A 24,387-nucleotide genomic window follows, 5' to 3' on the forward strand; every position below is an offset into this window, starting at 1 on the left:
GATTCCCGTCATGCGCCCGAGCTGGTTCCCGCTGTTTTCCGCCGTCCTCGCCGCCGCCCTGGTGGCTGCGGGCTGTACGGCCGAGCATGCGGGGCCGCCAAAGCCGCCGAACACGCAGACCAGCGCCGACAACACGCAGGATTTCGGCGCGGTTTCCGTCGACGTGCCACCGCCGCCGAAGAAAAAGGCGAACATCGCCAACACCACCGAGTGGCCCGAGGCGAAGCTGACCTCGGGCACCGCATCGATCAGTTGCAGCACCGAGTACGTCGAACAGGGCGATGGCGAAACCTTCTCCGACCTGTCCTTCTTCTCCGTGCTCGACGCGATGCTGCCGTGCAAGGACGCCGGCGTGGTGCGCCTGCGGTATCGCGGCCGCGTCGCAGGGGATTTCACCTCGCTCATCGAGCGCGTCGGCAACATGGCCGCGCGCATGGACATCCCGCAGCGCATCCTCGACATCGATTCCAGCGGCGGCCAGGTCGAAGATGCGATCCGCGCCGGCGACATCATGGCCGAAGCCGGCTGGACCATCTGGGTGCGCGAAAACGCGGTCTGCCACAGCGCGTGCGTGCTGCTGCTCGCCGGCGGCGACGATCGCGTGATCTCCGGTGCGGTCGGGATCCACCGCATCATCCGCATCCAGTCCGAAGCCTCCTCGCGCGCCGAGTTGAGCGCCGAACTGCACGAAGTCCACGAAGCGATGAAGGACTACCTGCAGCGCAACGGTGCGGGCGTGGCGATCGCCGACTTCATGATGACCGTGCCCAACCGCAGCCTGCGCCTGCTGACGCCCGACGAGTTGAACGAATACGGCCTGACCGGGCGCAACGCGGCGCAGGAAGATCTCGACCGCATCCGGCTGGTGCGCCGCTGCGGCCTGGACTTCGCGCGCCGCCTGGACGGCTTCTACCGGACCTACGAAGAGAAGTGCGCGACGCTCGAGACCGGCGTGGACGCGATCAACGACTGCGGCCGCGCGTTGCGGCCGAAGTTCGGTTTCCCCGACGACAAATGCCCGGCCGACAGCCCCCTGGCGGCCCTGGATGCCAAGCCGGCCGATGGCACCGTCGACAAGGATGCCGAGCACAAGGCCCTGGAAGTCGCGACCAAGGCCGAGGATGTGAAGGAATCGGAAGTCGGTCCCGCAAAGCACCGTGAATAGGTGCTAGCGTGTGCCCCGTTCCGGGGGGAGCAGGGGATTTTCGATGGGGCGCAAGGCGACGAAGAAGGCGCGCGGCGGGCGCGCGCGCTGGGTCCTGCTGGCCGGTGCGCTCGCGCTCGGCGGCGCCGGATGGATGGTGTACGCGCAGGCGCGGCAACTCGCGGCGCGTAGCCTGGCGCAGGTGTTCGCAGACGGCGACACCACGATGGGCCGGGTGTGGTTCGATCCCAGCGGCGATGTCATCGTCGACGACATCGCGGTGTACCTGAGCACGCCCACCCTCTCGGCCGACACCAGCTCCGAAAGTTTCGCCGGCGACACCAACACCTTGCGCTTCGAGCGCATGCGCGTGCACGCGCCCGACGGCTGGATGTTCTACGTGCGCAACCTGCTCGACCCGAAGCTCCACGAGGCGCAGTTGTCCGAATGGCATATCGCCTTCGAAGGCTTCACCACGCGCGCGGGCTTCGATCCTTCGCTCGGCACGCTGGGGCCGGTCGGCGCGATGAGCGCCTCGCCCTTCGAAAGCGAAGGTTGCTCCCGCCATGCCTTCTTCGTGCGCGAGGAACTGGGCACGATGGGGCTGCAGGCCGGCCCCACCGCGTTCGACATCAATCTGCGCGAAGCCGACAGCCGCATCGAAACGCGGCTGGTGCTCGATACGCCGGGTGTTTCGCGCCTGCAATACGATCGCGCCGAAACGCTCGCCGCGCCGACGAGCCTGTTGCAGATGGGGAAAGCGGCCACGTCCACCGTTTCCGAGCGTTGGGACGTGAGCGACCAGGGCTTCGTGCATGCGCGCAACGCGTTCTGCGCGCGGCAGGATGGGATCGACGAGGCGACGTTCGTCGCGCGGCACATGATGTCGGTGCAGCGTTTGCTGGAGACGCGCGGGCTGCAGGCGGATGCGCAGTCGGTCGCGGCGTATCGCGATTTCGCCACCAATGGTGGGCAGCTTGCGTTCGGCGGCACGTATGCCACGCCCTTGCACAGCAGCGAACGTGAGCAGGCCCGGCGCAATGGCAGTGCGTTGTTGCGCATGGCGGCCCGGCTCGAGCACGGCAGCCAGCAGGGCGAGGTGGTGTTCAGCGGGACCGCGCCGCGGCCGCTCGACGCGGGGGACGGCGCGACGTTCGCCGCCTTGACGAAGGAAAACGGCGGGACCGTGCCGTCGGTCGGCAATGTGTCGACGATCAAGTCGGCCATCGTCGCTTCTCCGGTGGCGGGCAATGCGCCGGCCGAGGTGCAGCCGCAATACGCCTCGTCGCTGCCGACGGCCACGCCGGCGGTGGCGCCGGGTGGACGCCTGGCGTGGGACGATCTGCCGGCGATGCAGGGGCACATGCTGCAGGTGTTCACGATGCACAACGCGCCGCGCACCGCGCTGTTGATTTCGGTCGACGCCAACGAAGCGCACGTGCGTGCGCGCATGCCGGGCGGCAGTGCGGATTACCGGATTTCGCGCGAAGCGTTCCTGCGGGCGACGTTGATCCAGTAAGGCCTCAAGCGATCACATCGATCCCGACCTCGCCCACGGTCACCCGCGCCCCCGCGCGGATCTTGCAGCTCTTCCGCAACTCCACGACGCCATCGACCTCGACTTCGCCCTCGGCGACCAGGTGCTTGCCCGCGCCCCCGCTGTCGACGATGCCGACGAGTTTCAGCAGTTGGTGGAGCTCGACGTAGTCGTGCCCGTCCAGGGCGAATTGAAGGCGTTGCATCGGGGTCCTCGGGGCGGAGAAGGCACTGTCACGGCCAAGGGCGCACAATAGCGCCCCCCAAGAGGCCGGAGTGCCCATGTCGACCCCCGCCGGCGAAGCCGCCCCGTCCCTGCGATTCGCCGATCTCGGCCTGCCTCCCGCCGTGATGGCGGCCGTCGATGCGGTCGGTTACGAATCTCCCTCGCCCATCCAGGCGGCCACCATCCCCGCGCTGCTGCAGGGCCGCGACGTGCTGGGCCAGGCCCAGACCGGCACCGGCAAGACGGCCGCCTTCGCGCTGCCGATCCTCGCGCAGGTGGACCTCACCCAGACCAAGCCGCAGGCGCTGGTGCTGGCGCCCACGCGCGAGCTGGCCATCCAGGTGTCCGAGGCCTTCCAGAAGTACGCCGCGAAGATGCCGGGCTTCCACGTGCTGCCGATCTACGGCGGGCAGAGCTATACGCCGCAGCTGGCGGCCCTGCGCCGCGGCGTCCATGTCGTGGTCGGTACGCCCGGTCGCGTGATCGATCACCTGGACAAGGGCACGCTGGATCTGTCGAACCTGAAATCCCTGGTGTTGGACGAAGCCGACGAGATGCTCCGGATGGGCTTCATCGACGATGTCGAGGCGGTCCTGAAGAAGACGCCGGAAGGCCGCCGCATCGCGCTGTTCTCCGCGACGATGCCCTCGCAGGTGCGTCGCATCGCGCAGACCTATTTGCGCGATCCGGTCGAAGTGACCATCCAGTCGAAGACCAGCACGGCCGCCAACATTCGCCAGCGCTATTGGTTCGTCGCCGGCATGCACAAGCTCGATGCGTTGACGCGCATCCTGGAAGCCGAGAAGTTCGACGCGATGATCGTGTTCGCGCGCACGAAGATGGCGACCGAGGAGCTCGCGGAAAAATTGTCGGCGCGCGGCCTGGCCGCCGCGGCGATCAACGGCGACATCGAACAGAAGACGCGCGAGCGCACCATCCAGCGCCTGAAGGATGGCGACCTGGACGTGCTGGTCGCCACCGACGTCGCCGCGCGCGGCCTGGACGTGGAGCGCATCAGCCACGTGTTGAACTACGACATTCCCTACGACACCGAGAGTTACGTGCACCGCATCGGCCGCACGGGCCGGGCGGGCCGCAGCGGTGAAGCGATCCTGTTCGTGACGCCGCGCGAGAAGGGCATGTTGCGCTCGATCGAGCGCGCGACGCGCCAACCGATCGAAGAGATGCAGTTGCCGAGCGTCGAAGCGGTCAACGACAAGCGCGTGGCGAAGTTCCTCGGACGCATCACCGATGCGTTGAAGGTCGAGGGCAACGAGCTGGATCTGTTCCGCGATCTGATCCTGAAGTACCAGCGCGAGCACGACGTGCCGGTCGGCGACATCGCCGCGGCGTTGGCGAAGATGGTGCAGGGGCGTTCGCCCTTGTTGCTCGCGCCGGAGAAGCCGCGTGCGGCGCGCGAGGAGCGTCCTGCGTTCGATCGCGGGGAGCGTCCGCAGCGTCCGGCGTTCGAGCGCGGGGATCGTCCGGAGCGTGCGCCGCGCGAGAAGCGCGATGTCGGTCCGCGGCAGGCGCCTGCGGAGGGGATGGAGACTTATCGGATCGAGGTCGGGTATCGGCACGGGGTGAAGCCCGGCAACATCGTCGGCGCGATCGCGAACGAGGCGGATCTGGAGAGCAAGTTCATCGGGCGGATCGATATCCACGATGATTTTTCGTTGCTCGATCTTCCAGAAGGGATGCCGCCGGAGTTGATGTCGCATCTACAGAAGGTGCGGGTGGCTGGGCAGATGATGCGTTTGTCGAAGGCCGGGGATTCGCCGCTGCCCGCGCATCGGCCTGCGCCTCGGCCGCATCGGAAGGGGCCGCCTCCTCGGCGCTGAGAAGCGGGTGCGTTGAAGGTTGCGCGGTTGGTTGGGGTCGACTCCACCAGATTGGCGCGGCGTGCCGCCGCGTTGGAGGGCCTCATTGCTCCGCAAGAGCTCACGCTCCGCAATGAGGCCCTCCAACGCGACGACCACCGCGCACCAGGCGTCAGGTTGCGCGACACCACTGTGGGGAATGGGGGCGTCGCGAATTTAGGCCTGCGCGCCTACAGCCAGCACACCAGACGGGCCGGCGCCTCGCCCGTCGAGGACATCTCGACTCGCGTGGGTGCTGGTCCTCGCAAGCGCGATGTCCTCTCTCGGGCATCGGCGCCTTCGCGGCGATTTGATGGGTGAAGCGGATGCGCTGCGAGAATTTGCAGCGTCGTCGTCCGCTTTTCCCTCAGATCGCTGCGAGGAACGTCGCCTGCCAGAGGCGACCATGCGCGACGACGCGAGCGCCGAGGTGGGCGACGTTCCGTCCATCTGGAGTGCTGGCAGTCGGCGCGAATCGATCAACGACGACGGACACATTCCCCAGGTGCTGTCGCGAGACCCTCAGCCGCGAGCGCAGCGGTGCGTCGTGTTGGAGGTCCTTTTGCGGAGCGTTTGCTTTTCAGCGGAGTCAAAAGGACCTCCAATACGACGTGCCGATGCGCCCATCTGGTGGCGCAGCAACACGACACAAAAAAACCCCCGCTTTCGCGGGGGTTTTTCGTGAGCCATCAAGCAACCGCCATCGACTCGTTAGCGGCCTCGGCCACAGCAGGCGGCGGAGGCGGCGCCACCTTCGGCGCCTTCGCGACCGTGCGCTCCACCGTATCCCGCGCCAGCGCAGACAACCCGTAGAGACGCGCAACGCGCCCCCACGCAACGGCCATCACCACCAACTGCACCAGCAAGAACCCGAGCACCATCCCGCCGACCGACACCGCACTCACGCGCGTGCGCGCCAGACCGAGAACGATCGCCAGCCCTTCGCCCGCCAGCAGCGTGCCCAGATAAACGACCAACACCGCGACCGGACGACGGAAGAACAACTTCACCCCGCGCCACCACGCCTTGACCGCCGAACGACGCGCCGGATCGATCGCCAACATCGCGCGACCCGATTCCACCGTCGCATGCGCGAGCACCACCAACACCGCCAGCACGACCGTCGCGATCAAGGACGCATTGTCCGCATTGGACTGCAGGACCGCCGTCTCACCCTGGTGCTGCGCCCACTTGCTCAGCGGCGCGCTCAGCCCGAACGCGATGCCCATCGGCACGACCGCCCACGCCAACATGCGCGCCATGCGACCGTACTCGCGCAAGCCGAACTGCAACAGATTGCCGAAGCGCAACGACTGCCCCGCGCGGATCGAAGCGACCACCATGCCCGTCAGCCACGGCGACAACAGCAGCGCAATCACCACGCCGGTGATCCCCGCCGCGTTGATGGCCGCACTCTGGTCCTTCACGATCGGCGCGAAGACCTCGAGCATCCACGCCAGGTCGAACCGCTCCGCGATTTGTTTCGCGTGCACCGAGTAATCCAGACGCTCGGACAGCGCCATCGAAATCGGCAGCACCGCCACCAGCGTCGGCAGCAACAGGCCGACGGCCCACAGCAACAGCAAGCGCCATTGCAACGCGCGGCCCAGGCCGCCGATCAGGGCGCCGAATGCGCCCAGCTTGCGATCGTTCGTGTTCATGCGGTCACCAGGAGGGCAAGGAGGGACTGGAAGAACGCGGCGATGTCCGCCGTCCAGCGGCGCGAGGCCGTGCCGTCGGGCTCGCGCGTGCGGCTGTCGTCGAGCTTGTCCTTGTCGAGGAACACGCGACGCTCCGGATCCAGCTCGACCGACTTGGCCTGGCTCTTGGTCACCAGGCGCCAGCGCGCCCAGCGCTTGTCACCGGTGCCGGGCAGGCGCAGCGTCTGCGAGGAGCCGTCTTCGAAACGCACGAGTACCGTCTGCGGCACCACCGCACCGGCGCGGCGAACGACGATGTAGGTGGCGTAGTCGAACGGACCTTCGTTGTCCTTCGCCTTCGGATGCGCCTTCTTGAACGCAGCGCGTGCGTCTTCGATCGACTCGTCGATTTCCGACGGCTTGCGCTCGACCACCTTGCCGTTCACTTCGACCAGGCCCGGCTCGGGCAGGATTTCTTCGCTTTCGAACTCGGTGACGCGGTCGTCGACCTTGCGCACGTTGTAGACCTGCTCGGCGAAGACCTTCTCCACCAGCGCGCGCTGCCCCGTGCCTTCGGCCATCGCTTCACGGAAGTCGGCGATCGAGGGGTGGCGGAACTTCCACTGCGCGTAGTACTGCTTGAACGCGTGTTCCAACGCTTCCTTGCCGACCTGCTGTTCCAGGTCGTGCATCACGGTGGCCGTGCGTGCGTAGACGGTGCCGTAGCTGTTGCTCGACATGCGGTCCCACGAGCTGTTGCCGATCGGATCGGCCGGTTCGCCGGTCATCGCGCCGAGGCGCTGTTGTTCCCACTCGCCCAGGCCGATATCCACGCCGACCAGCTTGGTCAGCCACGTCTGCGCGGTGGCGTGCTGGTTGGCGGCGACGATCTGGCGATGGTCCCAATATTCGTTGAGGCCTTCGTCGAGCATCGGCTCTTCGAACTCGTTCGAACCCAGGATGCCGTAGAAATAACCGTGGCCGAATTCGTGGATGGTCACGAAATCCAGCGCGTACTGTTCCAGGCGCCCCTTGGTCACGTCCTTGTAGCTTTCCGAAGTGAAGAACGTCGGATATTCCATGCCGCCGGCTTCGCCCGCGTTGTAGGGCGGGATCACGGCGGTGACGGTCTTGTACGGATAGTCGCCGAGCGTCTTGGAGAAGTACGTCAGCGATTCGATCGTCGCATCCAGCACCGGCTTGGCGTTGCTCGCGTATTCCGGGTGGTAGAGCACGCGCACTTTCACCGGGCCGTTGGCGCCGTTGTACACGCCGTCGAGCGGCTTGGCGTAGCGGTTGTCGGCGGTCCATGCGAAGTCGTGCACGTCGCCCTGCACGTAGCGATGCGTCAGCTGGCCCTTGTTCTCGACCGGCGTGCCCTGCAGCTCACCCGTCGCGCCGATGGTGTAATCCTTCGGTGCGGTGATCGAAACGTCGTACAGGCCGTAATCGGCGTAGAACTCGCTGTGCAGGTGGAACTCGTGCACGTTCCAGCGCGGGGCGGTCGCGCCGCGTTCGCCCGGCAACTCGAGCACGCCGATCTTCGGGAACCACTGGCCCACCAGATGGAACGTGCCGAAGTAACCGGTGCGTGCGACCACGCGCGGCAGTTGGTCGAAGAAGTCCATGTCGATGGTGGTCGAACCACCGGCGGCGACGGCTTCGGGCAGGTCCAGGCGCACGACGGTACGGTCGGTCGACGGGCCGTTGTCCGGATGCACGTAGGACCACGGCACCGTTGCGCCATTCTGCGCGACCTTCGTCAGGCGCGTGTAGCCGTAGCCGCCTTCTTCGGTCTTCACTTCGCTGCGGAAACCGAAGTGGTTGTTGCGCTGCTCGGTGTTGAACGTGCTGCCCGGGCCTTCGAACGCATTGAGGTACAGGTGCAGGTAGACCGACTTCACCGGGCGGTCGCTGCGGTTGCGCCAGGTGAGTTGCTGCTTGCCTTCGACGGTGTGCTTCTTCGGATCGAGCGTGGCGTCGATCTTGTAGGTCACCACGCGGTCGGAGAGTGTTTCCTCGCTGCCGGTGCGGGCGCCGCCCCACGCGTTCGGCGCGCTCGGCACCGTGACGGCGGTGGGATTGGCCGAAGCGAACGGGATGTCATCGGCAACGGTTGTGTCGGTGGCGGGTGCGGCCGGCGCGGTCGCGACCTGCGCGGTGGCGACGAGTACGCACGCGCCGGTGAGCGCCAGGCCGACGGCCCAGCGCGGGAAACGGATGGATGGCTTCATGTGTTGGTGCCCTCAGCGGCCGTTGACGCTGTAACGCCCGGGCCCGAGCAGGGCCAGCGCGATCGCGGTGAACAGGAACATGCCCTGCAGTTCGAGCGCCCAACCGCCTTGCGCGTTGAGGTGCCCGATGTCGCCCATGTGCACGAGCGCGAAGGCGAACAGCATGTTGGCGGCCACCAGCAGCGCGCCGATGCGTGCGTAGAAGCCCGCGATCAGCATCAGCGGCGCGAGCACTTCGCCGATCAGCACGCCGTAGCCGAGCACGCCCGGCAGGCCGTGCGATTCGACCAGGCCGACGATGCCGCCCATGCCACCGCGCAACTTCGCGATGCCATGCAGCAGGATCAACAGGCCGAGTACGACGCGCAGGATCAATCGCCCGAAATCATTCTGGGTGTTCTGGTTCATCGCTCCCCCTTGGATGGAATGTGCGAGCCGTCCCGACGCCCCTGCCGGACGGCTACCTGCCGAGCATAGCCCCGGCCGCGCCCGCTGTCGCATGCGTGTCGGGGTGTGGCCTGCAGTGCGCCCTGCGCCCGCTACTGCAACGGCAGCTTCAGTGCCCGCCCGTTCCAGTCGAGCAGCACGCCGTCGGGCAGGATGTCCGCGACGACCAGCGCGCCCAGGCGATCCCCGACGCGCAGCCGCGTGCCGTCGATGATCACGAAGCGCTGCGATGCAACATCGTTCCACATGTGCATGCTGAGTTTGAGCGGCGGGAGTTGCTTGCGCTCTTCGACCCCGAGGTCGGAGACGCGCTCGGTCGTGTCGATCGCGACCGGCGCCGGCGCGGGTGCGGGCGTGCGTTCGATGCGCGGCGGGGGCGCGATCACCGGCGGCGGTGCGTCCGCGACCGGGGCCGGCTTCGCAGGCGCGGGCGGCGCGGGCGGCGCGACCACGATCGGCCGCTGCAAGGCCGGCGCCGCGCGTTGTGTGTCGATCGGGGCCGCCGTGGCGGGCGCAGGCTGCGCGACCGCCCGAGCATCTCTCGCCGGAATCACGCTGATCGGCGCAGGCGCGCGGTCGCGCATCGCGAACCAGGCCAGGGATGCGGCGATCGCCAAGCCGCCGGCGATCCACGGCCACCGCTGCGACGACGCCTTCGCGATCGGCGCGGCGAGGGCAGGTTCGGCCAGCAGGTCGGGCACGACCGCGCGACGGCGTTCGGCTTCGGACTTGCGCAGCGCTTCGAGGATCAGCGACATCGGCCTTCAGTCCAGGGTCGTGCGAAGTCGGGGGCCGGGGTCGCGCGCTGACAGGGCGAGCAAGGTTTCCGGCCCGATGACGCCATCGGCGGCGAGCCCGCGCGATTGCTGGAAGCCGCGTACCGCGGCGCGCATCGCCTCGTCGAGCATGGCCGGACCCGCGTAACCGGGCAGGTGCGCATGCACCCAATCGACGGCGGGGCCGCGGCCATCGGAAGAAGGCTTGTCGACAAGGCTTTCCGGCCCGCGCCACAGGGCCGCGTATTCGCCGGTCCATGCGTCCTGCAAGGCGACGCGCTCGATGTCGAAGGTGTCCTTGCCCATGCGCACGCGTGCGCGCAATGCATCGGCGCCGAGCAACAGCGCCCATGCCGACGTGCGATCGGCGCGCAAGCGCAGCAAGGCCGGCCGCCCCTGCGCGAACAACTTGTCCAGGCTCGCCGTGCCCCGCAGGCAATACAGGCCGGGCTCGATCGCGGGCGGGCATTTCGCCGCGAGCGTCGCATCGGCCTTCGATTGCCATTGCGACAGCAGCTCCTGCCACGCCGAGACATCCTTCGCATCGGTCGCCTGCACGCGCGCGGCGAGTGCATCGGCGGCGAGCGTCGGCACCGGGATCGGTTTGAACGGCGACTGCGGGGGCGCGCCGCTGTTGGACGGCGTGTTCGCGACGACCGCCTTCGTGACCGGCGTGGCGCGCGCTTCGGCCGGCGGCGTGCGCGGCCAGAAGAACCACGCGGCCGTGGCCGCGATCAGGACGCTCGCCGCAGCCGCCCAGCGCAAGGGATGCGGATCACGACGCCTCGGTGCCAATGCCTCGCGCGCCGCGCGATCGATGTCGCCGGCTTCGATCGCCAGCGCATCGTGCGCATAGCCGCCGAGCAACGCGCGCTCGGCGATCACGTTCACCAGCCGTGGCACGCCACCGGAATGTTTGTGGATGCGCGCGATCGCGCTCGCGGAAAACGGCGAATGCAAGCCGCCCGCGATGCGGAAGCGATGCCGCACGTAGGCGGCGGTTTCGTTCGCATCCAGCGGCATCAGGTGATAGCGCGCGGTGATGCGTTGCGCGAGTTGGCGCATGTCGCTGCGCGCGAGGCTCTCGCGCAGTTCCGGTTGGCCGAGCAGGATGATCTGCAGCAGCTTCTGGGTGTCGGTTTCCAGGTTGGTCAGCAAGCGCACCTGTTCGAGTGCGTCGACCGAGAGGTTTTGCGCTTCGTCGATGATCAGCACGACGCGCAGGCCCTTGGCGTAGGCGTCGAGCAGGTACGCGTTCAACGCATCGACCAACGCCTTGGTGCTGCCGCGTGCGTGTGCGATGTCGAGATGCAGTTCCTCGCACAGGGTTTGGAGCAGTTCGATCGCCGACAGGCGCGGATTGAGGATCAGCGCGACCCGCGTGTTCTCGGGCAGTTGCTCCAGCAACAGGCGGCACAGCGTGGTCTTGCCCGTGCCCACTTCGCCGGTGAGCTGCACGAACCCGCCGCCGCCGCCCTGGCCGATGCCGAACAACAGGTGCGCCAGTGCGTCCCGGTGGCGCTCGCTGAGGAACACGAAGCGCGGGTCGGGCGTGATCGAGAACGGCGGTTCGCGCAGGGACCAATGCTCGAGGTACATGCCGGCAGCGTGCCAGAAACCGGGGGAGGCGTGCTATTCGGCCGCGCCCTTGGATTCGGAGGCGGCCAGGACTTCGGGATGGGCCAGCGGCCGGGAGGTGCCCATGAGCGGATGGATGAACACGGCGGCCAGGATGATGGCCACGCCCGCATAGAAGGCCGGCGTGAGCTCGCGCTGCTCGCCGAGCAGCAGGATGGCCAGCACGATCGCGTAGACCGGCTCGAGGTTCACCGCCAATTGCTGCGCGAACGCGCTCATGTGGCGCAGCGCCACCAGCGACAGGGCGAAGGGCAGCAAGGTGCAGGCCAGCGACAGCGTGAGCAGCAGCGTCAGGTCGCGCGTACCCGGCACGGCGAAGACATCGCCCGCGAAAGCGCCGGCCGTGCCCGGGATCAGCGGCAGCACCGGAATCAGCGCGGTCAGCGCGATCGTGCCCGCGCCGAGCTCGAGCGTGGTGACGGTCAGCGGATCGGCGTGTTCGACCAGCCGCTTGTTGAGCGCGCCGAAGATCGCGACGAAGAACGCCGACAGCGCGCCCACCGCGATGCCCGCGCGCATGCCCGCCGGGACGCCGCCGACCACCAGCGCCACGCCGGGCAGGACCGCGATGCCGAGGAACAGATCGCGCTTGGAGAAGCGCGTGCGCGCGACCAACGGTTCGATCATCGCGACGAACACCGTGGCCAGCGCGATGCATGTCGCGCCCACCGAAGCGTTCGACAACTTGATCGAGCCATAGAACGTCAGCCAATGCAGCGCGACCAGCACGCCGATGCCCGCATACGCGCCGCGCAAGCGCCACGACATCGCACGCACGCCGCGCCACACGCGCGGGATCAGCAGCAGCGCACCGACGACCAGCAGCATGCGCCACCACACCAGCGGTAATGCCGGCAGCGAAATCGCCTTGCCGAGGATCGCGGTGAACCCCCAGAGCACCACGCACAGGTGGATCTGGAAGAAGGCTTTGGAACGCGCGGCGCGCGCTTCGGGCGAGAGGGCGGGGGCGTGGGGCATGCGGCTATTATGGCGGCGTGAGCGACGACTTCCTCGACTATCTCCACGAGTTGTCCGCGGACTTCGGCCCGATCTCCACGCGCGCGATGTTCGGCGGGCACGGCGTGTATTTCGAAGGCCGCATCATCGGCATCGTGGTCGACGATGCGCTGTACGTGAAAGTCGACGACCAGACGCGCCCGGACTTCGAGGCCGCCGGTTGCGCGCCCTTCGTCTACGAGTCCAGGGGCAAGCCGGTGCCGATGTCCTACTGGTCGCTGCCCGCCGAGGCGATGGATTCGGCGCAGGCCTTCCTGCCGTGGGCCCGGCGCGCGAACGAAGCCGCCCTGCGCAAGCCGATCAAGCGCGCACGCAAGTCGAAGCGTTAGTCCGGGGACACCGACAGCAACCAATCCACGAACACCTGCGCCGCCGGCCGCAATCGCCGATGCGCCGGATAGACGATGTGGTAACCCCAACGCGCAGCCATGCGCGGCCCCGGCAGTTCGACTAGGCGCCCGTCGCGCAGGTAGGGCACCACGATGCGTTCGCGCGCGAGCGCCGCGCCGATCCCGTTCGCGGCGGCGAGCAGCGCATCGGTCGTATCGCTGAAGCTGTAACGCTCGTCGAGTGCGGCGCCATGCACGCCGGCGAAGCGCAGCCAGTCGTGCCAGCCCTGGCGCGCGTGGTCGAGGATCAGCGGCACGCGCGGGATGTCGGCGGGCGTGCGGATCGTTTCGATGCCCGGCATGCGCGGCGAGGCCACGGGGAACAGCGCTTCGTCCATCAAGCGAAGCGACGACAACCCCGGCCAATGCCCGGGGCCGTGTCGCACGCCGAGGTCGGGGCCGCCGTCGTCGAAGCGCGCCAACGCGGTTTCGGTATCGAAGGCCAGGCGGATGTCGGGATGCTTGCGTGCGAAGTCGGGCAGGCGCGGCAGCAGCCAGGTATAGGACAGCGAGTGCAGGGTGGTGATGCGCACGCGGTGTTCCTCGTCGCGGTCGCCGCGCAGGGTGCGCAGCGCGCCCTCCATGTCGGCGAGTGCGCTGCCGGAGGCATCGGCCAGGCGCCGGCCTTCGGCGGTGAGCGTCACCCCGCGCGCATGGCGCTGGAAGAGCGAAACCCCCAGGCGCGCTTCGAGCTTGCGCACGTGGTGGCTGACCGCGCTGGCCGTGAGGTTCAGTTCTTCCGCCGCGTGGGCGAAGTTCTGATGGCGGGCGGCGGATTCGAAGGCGGAGAGGGCCGGGAGCCAATCGGGGCGCAGGACCATGGCGAGCCTCAAATCTGGTTTGTGTCTGGCGCCGAAAGTATGCGCTTGCGACAGATTGATGGAAGCGGAAAATGCGCTGCCTGCCAAGAGCCAATTTTGAGGCTGCCCCGGATGAACACGCTCGCGTCCTCCCCCGTCTTCGATGCGCGCACCACGCCGGCCTGGATCACCCCCGCCGAGATCGGCCTGCTCGGTGCCATCTGGGGCGCCTCGTTCCTGTTCATGCGCGTGGCCGCGCCCGAGTTCGGCGCCGCGGCGCTGGTCGAAGTGCGCCTGGCCCTGGGTGCGCTCGTGCTGCTGCCCTTCCTGTGGCGCTCGCGCGCGCAATTCCCGCCGCGGATCTGGCCGAAGCTGGCCTTGATCGGCGCGATCAATTCGGCGGTGCCGTTTGTGTTGTTCGCGTGGGCCGCGCAACGTTCGCCCGCGGGCGTCGGCGCGATCTGCAATTCGATGACGGTCTTGTTCACCGCCCTCGTCGGGTTCCTGTTCTTCCGCGAAAAGATCAGCTTGCGACGCACGATGGCCTTGCTCGTCGGGTTCGCCGGCGTGGTCGTGCTCGCGAGCGGCAAGACCGCCGGCGCGAGCATCGGCTGGGCCGTCGCCGCGGGCACGGGCGCGGCGGTGTTGTACGGCTTCGGCATCAACCTGGTGCGTCGCCATGTCACCGGCTTGCCGGCGGCGGCGGTGGCGGCCTCCACGCTCGGTGCATCGACTTTGCTGGTGCTGCCTTTCGCGCTCGCACAATGGCCCGACCATGCGATTTCCGCGAAGGCGTGGGGCGCAGCCGCGGGCCTGGGCGTGATGTGCACCGGGTTCGCGTTCGTCTTCTATTACCGCCTCATCGCGCGCGTGGGTGCTGCGCGCGCGGCGACGACGACGTACCTGGTGCCCCTGTTCGCGGTGTTGTGGGCGTGGTTGCTGCTCGGCGAATCGGTGACCGGAACGATGCTGGCGTCCGGCGCATTGATCCTCGGCAGCGTGGCCTTCAGCCAGAAGGCGAAGTGATCAACGCACCGGCGGTTTGCGCAACAGCGTGATCGCGAAGCCCGCGACCACCGCGGCCCCTGCGATCAGCAACAGCCACAGCAACCAGTGCTTCCAGTCTTCGGGCGTGGTCCTTCGCTCCAGCGCGGCGGCGCCCTCCAGTTCCCTCGGCTCGCCGAGCGTGGCGGACATCGGCTGCCAATCTTCGCCCTTCGAGGCGCGCATCGCGTCCACAAGGCTCGGCAAGGGCGCATCGCCACGCATCGCACGCGCACTGCCCGCCACCAGGGAATACGGCGGCGTGCCTTGTGCGAGGAACACCACGACTTCCGACCGATAACCGAGTTTCAGCGCCGGTGGCGAGGCGGGCGTGCCCGATTCGGCGACCAGGCGCCACAAGCGATCGCGCACCGGCGCGCCACCGATCGACGCGGGCGCCGACGTCGTCGCGCCATCGCGGGCCGAAACGCGGAACGCCACCCACGGGCCTGCGCGCCAGGTCCACGGCGCATCGTCGTCGTCGCGACTCTCCAGCCGCCATTCCACCGCCGCGTTGCCGCTGGCGATCACATCGGCGCGCTCCACCGGGAAACGGCCCGGCGAGTCGAATTCGTAAACCACGCGGCCGTGATCGCGCGCTTCGCGCCCCTGCACGGTTTCCCACGCCCAGGTGCGTTCGCTCGCGGGCGTCGCGATGCGTGCGCGCACGTCGTCGAATGCGAAGGCCTCGTCGCCGAGCGGCACCAGGCGCACGTATTTCGCCGGCATGCCGAGCGGAATGTCGTTCTTCGACAGGCGGCTGCCCGCCTGCTGCAGGGCGAGCAAATGCAACCGCGGAAGGAGCGTGCGCCATACCTGCAGGTCGTCGCTGGTCTCCACGCGGAAGGCCGCCTGCACGTCGGCGCCCGTCGGGAAGTCGAAGACGAGCGCATCCACGCCTTCGGACCAACGGCTCAGATCGAGCAGGAACGCACGCGGCGCCGCCGCGTCGTTGCCGTTGGTGACCTGCGCCTCGACCGACAGGATGCGGCCGGTGGGATCGCGCCTTGCGATCAACGCCAGTCCGCCGTCGTCCTCGCCGCGCGGCGTTCGCACGACGAACCAAGGCACCGATGCAAAACGTGGCGGTGAGGCCAGCGGCGCATCCGGCCCGAACACGTCGGCCGCGACCGGCTTGCCTTGCGCATCGACGACATCCACGTCACGCAACGCAGGCGAGGTGATCGCGCGATACACGTCGGCATCCAGTTCGACGCGATAGGCCCCCGCGTCGGCATCCGGCAGGGCGATCGACCATTGCTTCGCGTAATCCCCGCGCACCTGCGCCGCGGCGAGAACCGGCAGCACCAATGCGATCACCAACGCCCAACGCTTCATGCCGTCGCCTCCGAAGGCTGCGCGCGCGGCGGCGCCGGCGCGAAGTAACCCACCACCGTGCACAGCAGGCCGAAGGCGATGAACGAACCGATGCCGAGCGCGTTGCCGAGGTTGTGGCGATCGATCAACACCAGCTTCAGCAGCACCACGCCCATCAGCAACGCACCCGCGAGCCACAGGGCACGCTGCCCGCGCCGCGAGCCCAGCACCCAGGCGATGACGCCGAGCACGCTCCACGCCACCGTCAGCGACGTTTGCGCCAGGCTCGTGCCGAGCAGGCTCGGATCCCATTGCACGCCGCCCCAGTGATGCACCGCGTGCAGCACGACGGAGGTGATCCAGGCGAAGCCCGCGAAGGCCGTCATCAGCACACGCACGCGCGCCAGCCATGCCGGCGCGGTGCCATGCGCGCACCAATGCCACAGCAGCGCGAGCGACGCGAACTGCACGACTTCCATCGGATTCAGCACGGGAAGCCACGGCAACGGGCTGGCGCCACCGGGCAGCGCAAGGCTGCAGACCCAGAGGATCGCGAGCGCGAGGAACACCAGGCCCGGCAACAAGGTCGCCATGTTGTCGAAGCGCTCGCGCAAGGGCGCCGCGAGCCACGGCCAACGCCATTGCGCGACCGTCGCCATCGCCAACCACGGCAGCGCGAGGCCCGCCACGCCCCAACCCTGCGCCAGGTGCAGCGTGTCGACGACCCAGTACAGCGTAAGCGAGGCGACGAAGGGCCAAACCAGCCACCACAGCAACTGCGCCCACGACGCGAGGCGATGTTCGCCCGTGCGCAGGCACTGCAGGCTGCGGATGCCGAAGACCGCGTACGCAATCCAGGCGAGCGCGCCGTATTCGGCGAAAGGCTGCTCGTGCGCGATCGTCTGCAGCACGGCCATCGGCACGGCCGATGCGATTGCGAGCAGCGCGGTTGCGATGAGCAAGGTCGTCGGCCGGCGACGATGCGCTTCGGCCGCGAACCAACCGGTGGCGGCGTAAGCGGCGAGCAGGAAATCCGGCTCGGAATTGCCCGGCGCGAATTCGATGATCTCGCGCGTGATCGCGCCGATCCACCAGAGCAGTCCCCACGCGTAGTACAGGGAGAATTGCGGCAGTTTCTCCGCGCGTCGGTACACCCAGGACGTCGCGAGCGCGCCCACGGCGACGATCAGCAAGCCCATGAACTGGCCGTTCGCGATGACAGGGCCGACGACGCCGTGATCGGCGTCGAAGGCATACAGGCATGCGCCCGCTGCGATCAGATGCAACACGAAGGCGGCGATCTGCGGAATCACGCGCTGCTGCCGCACGCCGAGCCACGCAAGCGCCGCGCCTTCGAGTGCGAACACGCCCGCCGTCGCGCGCGCCGACAGCGCGAGCGGCACCGACAGCGTCGCGAAGCCCACCGCCAGCAAGGCATACGCATCGCCGAGCACGCGGTTCGCGCCGCGCCGGAACACGAACCACGAAAGCGCCGCATAAATCGCCGCCAGGGCAAGCGCATCGAACGCGAGCGGCATTCGCGCACCGCGCAGCAAACCGGCCTGGAGTGCAAAACAGACCAGCGGCGTTGCGAACACCAGCGTGCCGTCGACGAAATCGCGCCGCTGAATCGGCTGCCGCATCGCATGCACGAGCGGGATCAGCAGGTAGAAGGCGAAGAACACCAGCAGGAAAGGTTCGGTCGTGCCGAATTTGTCCGGCGAGTAATCGAGCACGCCCCACGCACCACCGATGCCGAAGGTGAAGACGAATCCCAGCAGGTTCAACACGCGCCACGACTTCCACCACGCGATCGCGAAGATCGCCGTGTTGAGCACCGCGTAATACGAGAACAACGCGACGTAATTCCCGCTGCCCGTCGACAGCCACAGGGGCGAGAGGAAGCCGGCGAGCACGGCGAAGAACGCCAGCGCCTTGGCATCCTGCAACACGGCGAGCACGCCCGCGCCGAACACGAGGACGATGGTGAGCGCGAAGGCCGCATTCCCGGGCACCAGCGCGTACAACTTGAAGGCGGCGAAGACCACCATCATCAGGATGCCGATCGCGCCGCCCTGCAGGCTCAAGGCGAACACGCGATTGGCGTCGCGCTTGCGCCAGGCGAACACCAGCGCGGCGATGGCGGCGCCGGCGACGAGCGCCAGGCGCAGCGAGATCGGCGCGTCGAGCCAGCCCTGGTCGGTCGCGTACTTCAGCAGCGCAGCGACGCCGGCGAACAACACCAGCACGCCGATCTTCACCGGCACGTTGCCTTCGGTGAACCAACGCTTGACCCGGGCCACGCCCTGTCCGATGAAGTCCGGCGTCGCGGGTCGATCGAATTCGGGGCGCGGCGTTTCGACCGAAGGCCCCTGCACGTCGAACACCGCGCGCGTGGGCGAGGGCGGGGCGGGGGCCGGACGCGGTGGTGCTGCTTCGCGCGGCGCGACCGGTTCGGCCGCGGGCGGCGCGGCCTGCGGCTGTTCCCACGGCCTCTCGGGGCCTTGCGACAGCAACGCCAGGAGCCGTTGCACCTCGCGCTCCAGCGCCGCCATGCGCTTGTTCGCGGTGCCGTTGTTGGAAATCGCGATGATGGCCAGCACGAGCGCGGCCAAACCCAGCAGACTGCCCACGGACGTCCCCTTCCCCTGGATGACCCCCGCATTGAATCCGCGCGCGGGCCGGAAGGCAAATCGGGTCAGGGCGTGCCCAGCAATTCGATCAGGGTCGTCGCCGCCGCGGGATTGCGTTCCTTGTCGGCGTTGATGAAGAACACGAAGACGTCGCGATGCCTGGCCTTGGGCGATGCGCCCGTCAGCCGCGGCAGGTCCTCGGGGTCGCCGCCCTTGGCCCAGATGCGCGCGCGCTCGGCCCAGGCGACGAGCTCGGGCCGCGTGTAACCGGTGACGAGGTTCGAACGCGCGCGCATCAACCGCGCATAGACGAAATCGGCGGTGACGTCGGCGAAGGACGGCCAGTCGGTCGAATCGGTGAACACCAGCGCCACGTTTTTCTTGCGCGCCAATTCGACCAGCGCCGCATCCACCGAATCGGCGTCGCGCACTTCCAATGCGTGCCGCACGGCGCGGCCATCGACCGTCGTCGGCAAGCCGTCGACGAAGCGCGCGAAATCCTCGCGATCCAGCTTGCGTTCGAATTGCCACGAAATCGCGCCGAGTTTCGCGCCCAGCGTCGCGATGCCGCCGACGAAGGCCTCGACCTGCCCGGCGGTGTTCGCCAGCACCTTCGCCTGCACGATGCGCATCGGCGCCTTGGCGGTGAAGACGAAGGTCTCCGGGGTTTCGTCGCGCCAGCGGGCGTAGGTGTCGGGCTTCTGCGCGCTGTAGTAGGTGCCGTTGATTTCGATCGCGCTCAGGCGCCGGCTCGCGTATTCGAGCTCGCGGCGCTGGACCAGGCCTTCGGGGAAGAAGGTTTCGCGCCAGGGCGCATAGGTCCACCCACCCACGCCCACGCGGATCCCGTCGATCGCGCCGGGCGCGACGAGCCCGAGGTCCGCATCCTTCGCGCGGGGGGTGGCCATGCCGTGAGGGTAGCGCGACATGACGACCGGGACATCGACGCGGCCTCCACGCTGCGGGAGACTCGCGGTTTCCGTTCCGGATCCTTGCCCATGACCCGACCGATGACCCGCTCGACCTTGTGCCTGGCGCTGTTCGCCGCCCTCGCGCTGCCGACCCTGGCGCATGCGCAGGCCGCCGCCGCGAAGCCCGCCGTCACCGCGCAGGCCGAAGATCCCCGCCTGGCGGGCTTCGACGCCTACGTCGACGCGGTGCGCAAGCAGTTCGAGGTCCCGGGCATCGCGGTGGCCATCGTCGAAGACGGGCGCATCGTCTATGAGCGCGGTTTCGGCCCGCGCGAAGTGGGCAAGCCGGCGAAGATCGACGAACACACCATGTTCGCCATCGCGTCGAACACGAAGGCCTTCACCTCGACCTCGCTGTCGATGCTGGCCGACGAAGGCAAGCTCTCGCTCGAGGACCGCGTGATCGACCACCTGCCGTGGTTCCGCATGAGCGATGCGTACGTCACGCGCGAGATGCGCATCAAGGACCTGCTCGCGCACCGCAGCGGCCTGACCCTCGGCGCGGGCGACCTGTTGTATTGGCCGACGACGACCTACTCGACCGAAGAAGTCGCGCATCGCCTGAAGGACGTTCCGCTCGGCGGCTCGTTCCGCGGGCAGTACGCGTACGACAACATCCTGTTCGGCGTGGCGCAGTTGGTGATCGAGCAAGCCAGCGGCATGAAGTACGAAGACTTCCTGCGCCAGCGCATCTTCACGCCGCTGGGCATGAACGAAACGCGCTTCAACAGCGACAAGCTGAAGCCGAACGACAACGTCGCCACCGGCTATGCGCTTGCGGACTTCAAGACGTTGGAACCGGCGCCGCGCATGACCTGGCACAACGTGTCGGGCGCCGGCGGCATCTATTCGAGCGTCCACGATCTGAGCAAGTGGATGAACATGCACCTTGCCGGCGGCACGTACACCGACGCAAAGGGTGTCGAACACCAGCTCGTCAGCAAGAAGCGCCAGCAGGGCATGTGGACGATCGTCACGCCGATTCCGGTGAACGAACCTTCGGTGGCCGAACTGCGGCCGGCCAAGCCGAACTTCCTCGGCTATGGCGAAGGCTGGCAACTCTCCGACTACAGCGGCAACAAGCTGGTGTGGCACACCGGCGGTTGGCCGGGCATGGTCTCGCGCCTGACGATGGTGCCCGACAAGAAGATCGGCGTGATCGTGCTGACGAGCCAGGAAGTGGGCGCGGCGTTCAACGCGGTGACGATGCAGGCGCTCGACGCGATGCTGCAGACGCCCAGGCACGATTGGCTCGATGCCTACGGCAAGGCGGTCGCGAAGTCGAAGGCGAACGCCGATGAAGACATGCAGAAACACGTGGCGGCGCGCGACGCCAACGCGAAGCCGTCGTTGCCGGTGGCGTCGTATGCGGGCACATATCGCGATCCGTGGTACGGCGATGTCGCCATCAAGGACGAAGGCGGGAAGCTCGTTCTGCGCTTCACCAGGACGCCGGACCTGGTGGGCGACATGGAGCCGTGGCAGCACGATACGTTCGTCGTGCGTTGGCGCCAGCGCTGGTTGAACGCCGATGCCTTCGTGAATTTCAATCTCGATGCCGACGGCAAGATCCAGGAAGTGCGCATGGACGCGATGTCGCCGATGACGGATTTCAGCTTCGACTTCCAGGACCTGCGCCTGAAGCCGGTCGAAGCGAAGGAATAAGCAAGAACGCAACGTTCGCGCGCAACCGGACGTTGAACGAAACACTCACGCGGGCGTAACCGGTCATGCGCCAATCAGGCGCATGGCCGCGCTGCGCAAGGTGTTGCTGGCACCCTTCGTGCTGGTGCCGCTCCTGCTCGTGCTCGCCCTGGCCGCCTACGCGGCGCTGGGCTTCTGGGGCGTGCCGTGGCTGGTGCGCTCGCAGGCGACGGCCTACGTGCGCGACACGCTGCATCGACAGTTGCAGCTGGGCGAGGTCACGTTCAATCCCTTCAATCTGAAATTGACGTTGCGCGACGCGATGATCGTCGAGCGCGGCAAGCCGCTGCTCGGCATGCGTTATCTGCTGGCCGACTACCAGGCCGCGTCGCTGTTCAAGCGCATGCATATCCTGCGCGAAGTGACGCTCGACCGGCCGTACGCGCGCGCGGTCCTGCGCGCCGACGGGTCGCTGAACCTCGTCGACCTGTTGCCGAAGACCGATCCGAACGAACCGCTGCCGAACGCGTTGATCGAAGACCTGTCGATCGGCGGCGGCCGCGTGGACTTCACCGATGCGCGCACGCGACGCGCGCCGACCAAGGTCTTCGCGCCGATCGCCTTCGACCTGCACCATTTCCGCACGACGGCAGAAGGCGGCCGCGCGCAGTTGCAGGCGCGCAGCGATGATGGTGAAGCGCTGGCTTGGAAGGGGCAGGTGTCGCTCGCGCCGGTCGCTTCGCGCGGTGCATTCACTCTGCGCGGCCTGCAGTCGAAGACGATCGCGGACTTCGTCGGGGACCTGTTGCCGTTCCGCCTGATGAAGGGCCGCGTCGACCTGGGCGGCGATTACACCTTCGCAGTGCCGAAGCAGGGCGGGGTGACGCTCGACGCGCGGCTTCCGAAGATCGAGGCGCGCGATCTGCGGTTGCGCGCGCAGGGCGTGGACGCGGATTGGGTCGTCGTACCGTCGGCGACGGTGACCGATACGCGGCTGTCGCTCGGGCGTCGCGATGTTTCGATCGGCGCATTGCAGGCAGACGGCGCGCAGGTCGAAGCGTGGATGGAACCCGATGGCACGATCAGCCTCGGGCGCCTGTTCACGGGACAGGTCATCGCCGCGTCGAAGGCGACGCCGGGCGAGGAGTGGCACGTGCGCGTCGGGCAGGCGCGGATCGGCAACGCCAAACTCGCGCTGGAAGACCGCACGATGAAGCCCGCCGTGAAGTTCGCGCTCTCCTCGGTGAACGCGACGGCCGGAGACTTGAGCTTCGACATGGCCCACGCGGTGCCGATCACCGTGACGGCCACCGTCAACGGCAAGGCGCCGTTGAAGTTGGAAGGCGACGTCGTTCCGGATCCGTTCTCCGCCGACCTGCGCGTGGAGGTCTCCGACCTGCCGATGCGCGATGTCATCGCCTACTTGCCCGACTATCCGTCGCTCGATTTGCGATCGGGCGACGTCGGCGCGAAGGGCCAGGTCGTGCTGCGCCCCGCGGACGCCCCGGGCCCCGAACTCGAATACGACGGCGACGCGAGCATCGCGCATTTCGACCTGATCGACAAAGCGAGCAAGCAACCCTTCCTGTCGTGGGCGCGCGTGGATGTCGCAGGCATCGATTACGCCGCCGCCCCGGACCACATCGCGATTCGTTCGATCAAGGTCCAGCGCCCGGTCGCGCGCGTGGTCATCGCACGCGACGGCAAGCTCAACCTTGCGACCACGCTCGGCGCGGCGACGCCTGCCACGCCGCAAGCGCGCGCGACGCCCGCGAAGAACGCCTCCACGCTGCCGCCGCTGAAAGTCGGCGACGTGCGCATCGCCGCGGGCACGATGCAGTTCGCCGATTTCTCCGTGCAGCCGAACTTCCAGGCGAAGATCGAAGCGCTGCAGGGACGCATCGCGAACATTTCCACCGCGCCGCGGACCGTGAGCCAGATCGATCTCACAGGCCACGTCATCAACCGCTACTCGCCGGTGACCATCAAGGGATCGGCGAATCTGCTCGCCTACGACGAAAAGACGCACCTGGCGATGCAGTTCCGCAACATCGAGCTGCCGATCTTCAACCCGTATTCGGGCAAGTGGGCCGGTTATGCGATCGCGAAAGGCAAATTGACCACGCAGCTGGATTACACGATCAACGATCGCCGGCTGGTCGCCGAGCACCACATCGTGATCGACCAACTCAAGTGGGGGCAGGCGACCGACAGCAAGGAGAAGGTGAGCCTGCCCGTGCGCCTGGCGACCTCGCTGCTCAAGGACAGCCACGGCACGATCAAACTCGATATCCCCGTGACGGGCACGCTCGACGACCCGAAGTTCCGCCTGTGGCCGATCATCTGGCAGATCGTGAAGAACATCGTCGTCAAGATCGTCAGCGCGCCGTTCAAATTGCTCGCGGCGATGTTCCAGGGCGCGGAGGATGCGCAATACGTCGACTTCGCACCGGGCTCGCCCGCGTTGCCCGACAAGGCGAAGGGCGCGTTGCCCAAACTCGCCGACAGCCTCGCCGAACGTCCCGAGTTGCGCCTGGACATTCCGGCCGGGCCGGTCGGTCCCGCCGACAAGGCCGCGCTCGACGATCAGCGTTTCCAGGCCGCGGTCGCGGAATTCCGGGCCGGTCAGCGCGACGCGGAGACGCCGTACGCGGAGCTCGACGACAAGGACAAGGCCGACGTGCTCAGTCAGATGTACCGGCGCGATTTCGGCAAGCGACCACAGCCGCCGGATGCCGCGGCGATGCAGGCGCAGGACGTGCCGCCGTCGACGTCGGTGCCGGTGGAGGTCGAACTCGTGCTCGACAATCCGAACCCGACGCGTCGCGAACGCAAGGCGCAGCGGCGCTCCTCGGAAGTCGCATGGCTCGAATCGCAATTGCGCCCGCGTTATCGCGCCGATGCCACCGCCGCCGACCAACTTGCGAAGGCGCGCGCATCGGCCGTGCAGGATGCGTTGCTGGCGAATGGCAAGGTCGACCCGGTGCGCGTGTTCCTCGACGCGACGAAGTCGACGCAGGACGAGAAGGGCAAGATGCGCATGGAGCTGGCGCTCGAGTGAGCGCCAGCCCA

18 protein-coding genes are annotated in these 24,387 nt (G+C 67.8%); 7 read left to right on the forward strand and 11 right to left on the reverse strand.

The annotated features are described in order from the left end of the window. The first annotated feature begins 10 nt into the window (after positions 1 to 10). Positions 11 to 1,165, forward strand: coding sequence for a COG3904 family protein (locus AB4059_RS11735; protein ID WP_498979151.1), 1,155 nt, complete (start codon positions 11 to 13; stop codon positions 1,163 to 1,165). Between the two features lie 43 nt (positions 1,166 to 1,208). Further along, a complete protein-coding gene (locus AB4059_RS11740; RefSeq protein ID WP_498979152.1) occupies positions 1,209 to 2,663 on the forward strand; it encodes a hypothetical protein in 1,455 nt (484 codons plus the stop codon). Positions 2,664 to 2,667: 4 nt separating this feature from the next. On the opposite strand, the gene AB4059_RS11745 is transcribed toward AB4059_RS11740, so the two are convergent. After that, a complete protein-coding gene (locus tag AB4059_RS11745; RefSeq protein ID WP_498979153.1) occupies positions 2,668 to 2,886 on the reverse strand; it encodes an RNA-binding S4 domain-containing protein in 219 nt (72 codons plus the stop codon). 76 nt (positions 2,887 to 2,962) lie between these two features. On the opposite strand from AB4059_RS11745, the gene AB4059_RS11750 reads away from it, so the two are divergent. Then, positions 2,963 to 4,747, forward strand: coding sequence for a DEAD/DEAH box helicase (locus AB4059_RS11750; RefSeq protein ID WP_498979154.1), 1,785 nt, complete (start codon positions 2,963 to 2,965; stop codon positions 4,745 to 4,747). A 707-nt stretch (positions 4,748 to 5,454) separates the two neighbouring features. On the opposite strand, the gene AB4059_RS11755 is transcribed toward AB4059_RS11750, so the two are convergent. From AB4059_RS11755 to AB4059_RS11780, 6 genes are all read right to left on the reverse strand, one after another. After that, positions 5,455 to 6,426 carry a hypothetical protein gene (locus AB4059_RS11755; protein WP_498979155.1) on the reverse strand — a complete coding sequence of 324 codons (972 nt, stop codon included), beginning with the start codon at positions 6,424 to 6,426 and terminating at the stop codon, positions 5,455 to 5,457. Beyond that, the gene (locus AB4059_RS11760) at positions 6,423 to 8,639 is read right to left on the reverse strand and encodes a M1 family metallopeptidase (protein WP_498979156.1); all 2,217 of its coding nucleotides are present in this window, start codon (positions 8,637 to 8,639) and stop codon (positions 6,423 to 6,425) included. Before AB4059_RS11760 ends, AB4059_RS11755 begins: the two co-directional genes overlap by 4 nt. Before the next feature lie 12 nt (positions 8,640 to 8,651). Further along, entirely contained in the window at positions 8,652 to 9,047 is a 396-nt protein-coding gene (locus tag AB4059_RS11765; protein ID WP_498979157.1) for a DoxX family protein, read from the reverse strand. Positions 9,048 to 9,178: 131 nt separating this feature from the next. Next, positions 9,179 to 9,844, reverse strand: a complete 666-nt coding sequence (locus AB4059_RS11770; RefSeq protein ID WP_498979158.1) for a general secretion pathway protein GspB — start codon at positions 9,842 to 9,844, stop codon at positions 9,179 to 9,181. 6 nt (positions 9,845 to 9,850) lie between these two features. Then, complete coding sequence (locus AB4059_RS11775) at positions 9,851 to 11,461, reverse strand: AAA family ATPase (protein WP_498979159.1); 1,611 nt, start codon at positions 11,459 to 11,461, stop codon at positions 9,851 to 9,853. Positions 11,462 to 11,494: 33 nt separating this feature from the next. After that, positions 11,495 to 12,478: a DMT family transporter gene (locus AB4059_RS11780; protein WP_498979160.1), complete on the reverse strand. Its 984-nt coding sequence runs from the start codon at positions 12,476 to 12,478 to the stop codon at positions 11,495 to 11,497. Positions 12,479 to 12,495: 17 nt separating this feature from the next. On the opposite strand from AB4059_RS11780, the gene AB4059_RS11785 reads away from it, so the two are divergent. Continuing rightward, positions 12,496 to 12,846: a TfoX/Sxy family protein gene (locus AB4059_RS11785; protein ID WP_498979161.1), complete on the forward strand. Its 351-nt coding sequence runs from the start codon at positions 12,496 to 12,498 to the stop codon at positions 12,844 to 12,846. On the opposite strand, the gene AB4059_RS11790 is transcribed toward AB4059_RS11785, so the two are convergent. Continuing rightward, positions 12,843 to 13,727, reverse strand: coding sequence for a LysR substrate-binding domain-containing protein (locus AB4059_RS11790; RefSeq protein WP_498979162.1), 885 nt, complete (start codon positions 13,725 to 13,727; stop codon positions 12,843 to 12,845). The genes AB4059_RS11785 and AB4059_RS11790 overlap by 4 nt on opposite strands. 111 nt (positions 13,728 to 13,838) lie before the next feature. Here AB4059_RS11790 and AB4059_RS11795 point away from each other — a divergent pair, with 111 nt between their 5' ends. Beyond that, a complete protein-coding gene (locus AB4059_RS11795; protein ID WP_498979163.1) occupies positions 13,839 to 14,732 on the forward strand; it encodes a DMT family transporter in 894 nt (297 codons plus the stop codon). Here the strand turns inward: AB4059_RS11795 and AB4059_RS11800 are convergent, their stop codons facing one another. The 3 genes from AB4059_RS11800 to AB4059_RS11810 all read right to left on the reverse strand — a co-directional run bounded on the left by AB4059_RS11800 (position 14,733) and on the right by AB4059_RS11810 (position 19,608). After that, positions 14,733 to 16,088, reverse strand: coding sequence for a DUF3999 family protein (locus tag AB4059_RS11800; protein ID WP_498979165.1), 1,356 nt, complete (start codon positions 16,086 to 16,088; stop codon positions 14,733 to 14,735). It abuts the gene before it with no gap. Further along, on the reverse strand, positions 16,085 to 18,700 hold the full coding sequence (locus tag AB4059_RS11805; protein ID WP_498979166.1) for a DUF2339 domain-containing protein: 2,616 nt from the start codon (positions 18,698 to 18,700) through the stop codon (positions 16,085 to 16,087). The genes AB4059_RS11800 and AB4059_RS11805 overlap by 4 nt, the downstream gene beginning before the upstream one ends. A gap of 65 nt (positions 18,701 to 18,765) precedes the next feature. Further along, entirely contained in the window at positions 18,766 to 19,608 is an 843-nt protein-coding gene (locus AB4059_RS11810) for a DUF72 domain-containing protein (RefSeq protein ID WP_498979167.1), read from the reverse strand. Positions 19,609 to 19,698: 90 nt separating this feature from the next. On the opposite strand from AB4059_RS11810, the gene AB4059_RS11815 reads away from it, so the two are divergent. Beyond that, the gene (locus AB4059_RS11815; protein WP_498979169.1) at positions 19,699 to 21,336 is read left to right on the forward strand and encodes a serine hydrolase; all 1,638 of its coding nucleotides are present in this window, start codon (positions 19,699 to 19,701) and stop codon (positions 21,334 to 21,336) included. 82 nt (positions 21,337 to 21,418) lie between these two features. Then, positions 21,419 to 24,376 carry a DUF748 domain-containing protein gene (locus AB4059_RS11820; protein ID WP_498979170.1) on the forward strand — a complete coding sequence of 986 codons (2,958 nt, stop codon included), beginning with the start codon at positions 21,419 to 21,421 and terminating at the stop codon, positions 24,374 to 24,376. Positions 24,377 to 24,387 lie beyond the last annotated feature (11 nt).

Source organism: Lysobacter sp. 2RAF19, from assembly GCF_052115395.1.
GTDB lineage: Bacteria > Pseudomonadota > Gammaproteobacteria > Xanthomonadales > Xanthomonadaceae > Noviluteimonas.